The sequence below is a fragment of the Mesorhizobium sp. M7A.F.Ca.CA.002.05.1.1 genome (assembly GCF_003998335.1).
GTDB lineage: Bacteria > Pseudomonadota > Alphaproteobacteria > Rhizobiales > Rhizobiaceae > Mesorhizobium.
Window position 1 is genome coordinate 1 of the sequence record NZ_RZQI01000539.1, and the last position, 4,145, is coordinate 4,145.

A 4,145-nucleotide genomic window follows, 5' to 3' on the forward strand; every position below is an offset into this window, starting at 1 on the left:
GGACTACATGTTCGGCACCCCTGCCCGCAGCGAAAAGGACGGCAAGCTGATCTTCACCGTGCCGATCCTCGATCGCCCCTCGACGACGCCGACCGATGGCGGGCTTCACTATACGCTGACGAGTTCGGCGGGCGCGGTCGAAGGGGGTCTGCCTTTCCCTTGATCCAGCCCACCCCAACGGTTGCAGGAAGCCGTCGGGTTCGCTAGGCAAAGACACGTCCTTCCCCATTTTCCCAAGCGAGGAATCCATGACCATTTCCGTTGGCGGCAAGCTGCCTGACGTGACCTTCAAGACGATGACCGCCGATGGCGCCAAGCCGATCACCGGGGCCGAGATCTTCCCGGGCAAGAAGGTCGTGCTGTTTGGGGTTCCCGGCGCCTTCACACCGACCTGCAGCAACAACCATTTGCCGGGTTATCTCGAGAACCACGATGCCATCCTGGCGCGCGGCGTCGACACCATCGCCGTCGTTTCGGTCAACGACGTCCATGTCATGGGCGCCTGGGCGCACTTCACCGGCGGTGAGGGCAAGATCATGTTCCTCGCCGACGGCAGTGGCGATTTCGCCAAGGCGGTAGGCCTCGACAATGACCTTTCCGCCAGCGGCATGGGGCTGCGTTCGAAGCGGTTTTCGATGATCGTCGACGACGGCAAGGTCACCGCGCTCAATGTCGAGACCAAGCCTGGTGTCGACGAGTCCGGCGCGGCTCATATTCTGGGACAGCTCTGAAGTTCAGCGCGGCGTGGGGTGTGGAACGACGATCGCGCTTGTAGCCCAGGGCTTGCGTTTGGGGGGATTCTAGCGATGTTTGACATGTTCTGGCGCGCTATCGCGATCGGCATCGGCGCCACCGTCCTGATGGATCTCTGGGCCATCTTCCTGCACAAGGCGTTCGGCCAGCCACGGCCGAACTGGGGGCCGGTCGGTCGCTGGGTCTGGCATCTCCGTGACAAGGTCTTCCACGACGATATCGGCGGTGCCGCACCGTACGTGCATGAAAAGGCGCTGGGTTGGGCCTTTCACTATTTTGTCGGCATCGTCTACGGCATCATCCTGGTGGTGCTGGCCGGAGCGGGCTGGCTTGCCGCGCCGACATTCCTGCCGGCCTTCATCCTCGGCATCGTCACCGTCGGCGCCGGCTGGTTCCTGCTGGCACCCGGCATGGGCGCCGGCTGGGCGGCCTCGAAGCGGCCCAACCCGATGCTGATCCGGGCGCTGAATCTGGTGTCGCACACCGTGTTCGCACTTGGGCTTTGGGGCACGGCGCTGCTGATCCGATAAGGGTCTACAACTGCGCTGGCCAGTCGATCGGCAGCCAGCAGTAGATAACGCGGTGCGCGCCGATATCGTAGTAGTTGCCACCCCCGCCGGCTGATCCGCTTCTTCGTACCTGAGAGCCGCGCCGCTCCGGAAATCAATAGCTCTGGGTAGAGCGCCGCACTTTCGCGATTGCCGGTTGTTTGGCCGGCGCAGCAGGCTTTGCCGCTGCTGCAGGCTTGAACGGACCTTTCTTGAACGGCGCCATGCCTTCGCGCGCAAGCTCGTCGGCGCGCTCGTTCTCGACATGACCGTCATGGCCCTTGACCCAGTTCCAGGTGACCTTGTGGCGCTTGTTGGCCTCGTCGAGCGCCTGCCAAAGTTCACCGTTCTTCACAGGCTTCTTGTCGGCGGTCTTCCAGCCGTTCTTCTTCCAGCCGTGGATCCACTTGGAAATACCGTCCATGACATACTTGCTGTCGGTGTGAAGGTCGACCGTGCACGGCTCCTTCAGCGCGTTCAGCGCCGAAATGGCGGCCAACAGTTCCATGCGGTTGTTGGTCGTCTCGGCTTCGCCGCCGGAAAGCTCCTTGGTGGTGCCGTTGAAGCGCAGGATCGCGCCCCAGCCGCCAGGGCCGGGATTGCCCGAACAGGCGCCGTCGGTGAAGATCTCAACCAGTTTGCTCATGATACCCCATATCAGGCCAATCCATATTCCGAAGGAGATTTGATCGCCCGGTGGAACCGCATCCTTCTGATGTATTCGGTCGGATCGCGCTTCATCACCAGCCCGCCATCGGGGACGGTCAGCCAGTCGTACAGCCGGGTCAGCATGAAGCGCAACGCCGAACCGCGCGCCAGCACCGGCAGCGCAGCTTGTTCCTGGTCGCTCAGGGGCCGGACGCTCTGGTAGCCGGCGAGCAGCGCCTTGCCCTTGGTGAGGTTGAAGGAAAAATCCTTCTCGAAGCACCAGGCGTTGAGACAGGTGGCGACATCATAGGCGTAGAGGTCGTCGCAGGCGAAATAGAAATCGATCAGGCCGGACAGTTTTTCGCCGAGGAAGAAAACGTTGTCCGGGAAAAGATCGGCGTGGATGATGCCTTTGGGAAGGTCCTTCGGCCAGTTGCGCTCGAAATCGGCAAAGTCGGCATCGACCTCGGCCGCTAGGCCCGGCTCGACCTCGTCTGCGCGATCGCGCGCTGCATCCCAGAGCTTGCGCCAGCCGTCGATGGCCAGGGCATTCGGACGCGTCATCGAAAAATCGGCACCGGCCAGATGCAACTGCGCCAATGCCTTGCCGACCTCGGCACAATGCGTTGCTGTGGGCCGCCGCAACGAAAGCCCTTCCAGGAAGGTGATGATGACCGCCGGCCGGCCGGCGAGCGTGCCGATGACGCTGCCGTCATGCGCGGTCACCGGCAGCGGGCAGGACACGCCCTTGTTGGCGAGATGGCCCATCAGCCCCAGAAAAAACGGCAGATCCGCCTTCTCGACGCGCTTCTCATAGAGCGTCAGGATGTAGGAGCCGCTGGAGGTGTGCAGCAGAAAGTTCGAGTTCTCGGTGCCTTCGGCGATGCCCTTGTAGGACAGGAGATCGCCGACCGGATAGTGCTTCAGGAATGCGCCGAGTTCGCCTTCCGCAACGTCGGTGTAGACCGCCATGTGCCTTACGCGGCTCCATTGACGAAGGCCATGTCGGCCCGCGTCAGTTCGACATCGCGCAGGACCCGCATGACTGGAAAATCCTCGGTTTCCGTGGCCGTGATGGCAAGATCGATCGTGACATCGAAGCGTTGCCGGAACGCGTCGATGATCTCGTCGACGATGATTTCGGGCGCCGACGCGCCGGCCGACAGGCCAAGCGTCGAAATGTTGCCGATGTCATTCCACGGAATCTCGGCGGCGCGCTGCACGAGAAGCGACATCGTAGCGCCCGCACGCTCCGCCACTTCGACAAGGCGTCGCGAATTGGAGGAATTGGGGGCGCCGACGATCAGATAGAGATCGGCGCCCGGCGCGGTGTCCTTGACGGCTTCCTGGCGGTTGGTGGTGGCATAGCAGATCGATTCCGCCGCTGGTGCCTGCAGCGCCGGAAAGCGATCCTGCAAGGCGCGGATGATGCCGGCGGTGTCCTCGACAGACAATGTGGTCTGGGTAACGAAGCCGAGCGCCTGCGGATCGGCGGGCGAGAGCTTTGCGGCATCGGCTTCGGTTTCGATCAGCGTCACCGCTCCGTCCGGCAGTTGGCCCATGGTGCCGATCACTTCGGGATGACCGGCGTGACCAATCAACAGCACATGGCGGCCGAGCCGCTGATGGCGCATCGCCTGCTTGTGGACCTTCGACACCAGCGGGCAGGTGGCATCGAGATAGAAGAGATTGCGCGCCTTCGCATCCGCCGGCACCGATTTCGGCACGCCATGCGCCGAGAACACGACGGGCGACTGCCGATGTTCGGCCGGTATCTCGGAGAGTTCCTCGATGAAGACGGCGCCAAGGCTTTGCAGCCCCTCGACGACGTAGCGGTTGTGCACGATCTCATGGCGGACATAGACCGGCGCGCCATATTTCTTCAGCGCCAGCACGACGATCTGGATGGCACGGTCGACACCGGCGCAAAAACCGCGCGGCTGGCAGAGCCGGATCGTCAGAGGTGGTTTGGTGGTTGTCTGAAGCATTAAATCCGGGCCGGTTGATCAAAGCCGAAATGAAGTGCGCACCCCTGCCCTGTCAAGGGCATCGGTTGAAAGGGGGCATCAGCCGCGTTCATTCGTCTTTCGCGGGACGGCGAAGCCGCAGGATGAGCACGGCTGCGAGCGCCGCGGCAAGCCCGTACCAAGTCATCGCATATTGGAGATGGCTGTTCGGGAGGTCGATGATGGTGAC

6 protein-coding genes are annotated in these 4,145 nt (G+C 62.7%); 2 read left to right on the forward strand and 4 right to left on the reverse strand.

Annotated elements, in window-relative coordinates; all coding sequences use genetic code 11:
• Positions 1-248: 248 nt before the first annotated feature.
• Together EN939_RS23390 and EN939_RS23395 are read left to right on the forward strand one after the other, a co-directional pair.
• Positions 249-731, forward strand: a complete 483-nt coding sequence (locus EN939_RS23390) for a peroxiredoxin (protein WP_127270016.1) — start codon at positions 249-251, stop codon at positions 729-731.
• A gap of 75 nt (positions 732-806) precedes the next feature.
• Positions 807-1,283, forward strand: a complete 477-nt coding sequence (locus tag EN939_RS23395; protein WP_127270018.1) for a DUF2938 domain-containing protein — start codon at positions 807-809, stop codon at positions 1,281-1,283.
• Positions 1,284-1,416: 133 nt separating this feature from the next.
• Here the strand turns inward: EN939_RS23395 and rnhA are convergent, their stop codons facing one another.
• The 4 genes from rnhA to EN939_RS39240 form a co-directional block, all read right to left on the reverse strand.
• Positions 1,417-1,947, reverse strand: coding sequence for a ribonuclease HI (gene rnhA / locus EN939_RS23400; RefSeq protein WP_127270020.1), 531 nt, complete (start codon positions 1,945-1,947; stop codon positions 1,417-1,419).
• A gap of 11 nt (positions 1,948-1,958) precedes the next feature.
• Positions 1,959-2,921 carry a homoserine kinase gene (locus EN939_RS23405; protein WP_127270022.1) on the reverse strand — a complete coding sequence of 321 codons (963 nt, stop codon included), beginning with the start codon at positions 2,919-2,921 and terminating at the stop codon, positions 1,959-1,961.
• A gap of 5 nt (positions 2,922-2,926) precedes the next feature.
• A complete protein-coding gene (gene ispH / locus EN939_RS23410; protein WP_023808604.1) occupies positions 2,927-3,937 on the reverse strand; it encodes a 4-hydroxy-3-methylbut-2-enyl diphosphate reductase in 1,011 nt (336 codons plus the stop codon).
• An 88-nt stretch (positions 3,938-4,025) separates the two neighbouring features.
• A partial coding sequence (locus tag EN939_RS39240; protein ID WP_335930801.1) for an SURF1 family cytochrome oxidase biogenesis protein occupies positions 4,026-4,145 on the reverse strand: 120 nt, incomplete at its 5' end.

Excerpts from the sequence above, each read along its gene's own strand:
- EN939_RS23395 (WP_127270018.1), top strand. The coding sequence starts at position 807 with ATGTTTGACATGTTCTGGCGCGCTATCGCGATCGGCATCGGCGCCACC.
- rnhA (WP_127270020.1), bottom strand. The coding sequence starts at position 1,947 with ATGAGCAAACTGGTTGAGATCTTCACCGACGGCGCCTGTTCGGGCAAT.
- EN939_RS23405 (WP_127270022.1), bottom strand. The coding sequence starts at position 2,921 with ATGGCGGTCTACACCGACGTTGCGGAAGGCGAACTCGGCGCATTCCTG.
- EN939_RS23390 (WP_127270016.1), top strand. The coding sequence starts at position 249 with ATGACCATTTCCGTTGGCGGCAAGCTGCCTGACGTGACCTTCAAGACG.
- ispH (WP_023808604.1), bottom strand. The coding sequence starts at position 3,937 with ATGCTTCAGACAACCACCAAACCACCTCTGACGATCCGGCTCTGCCAG.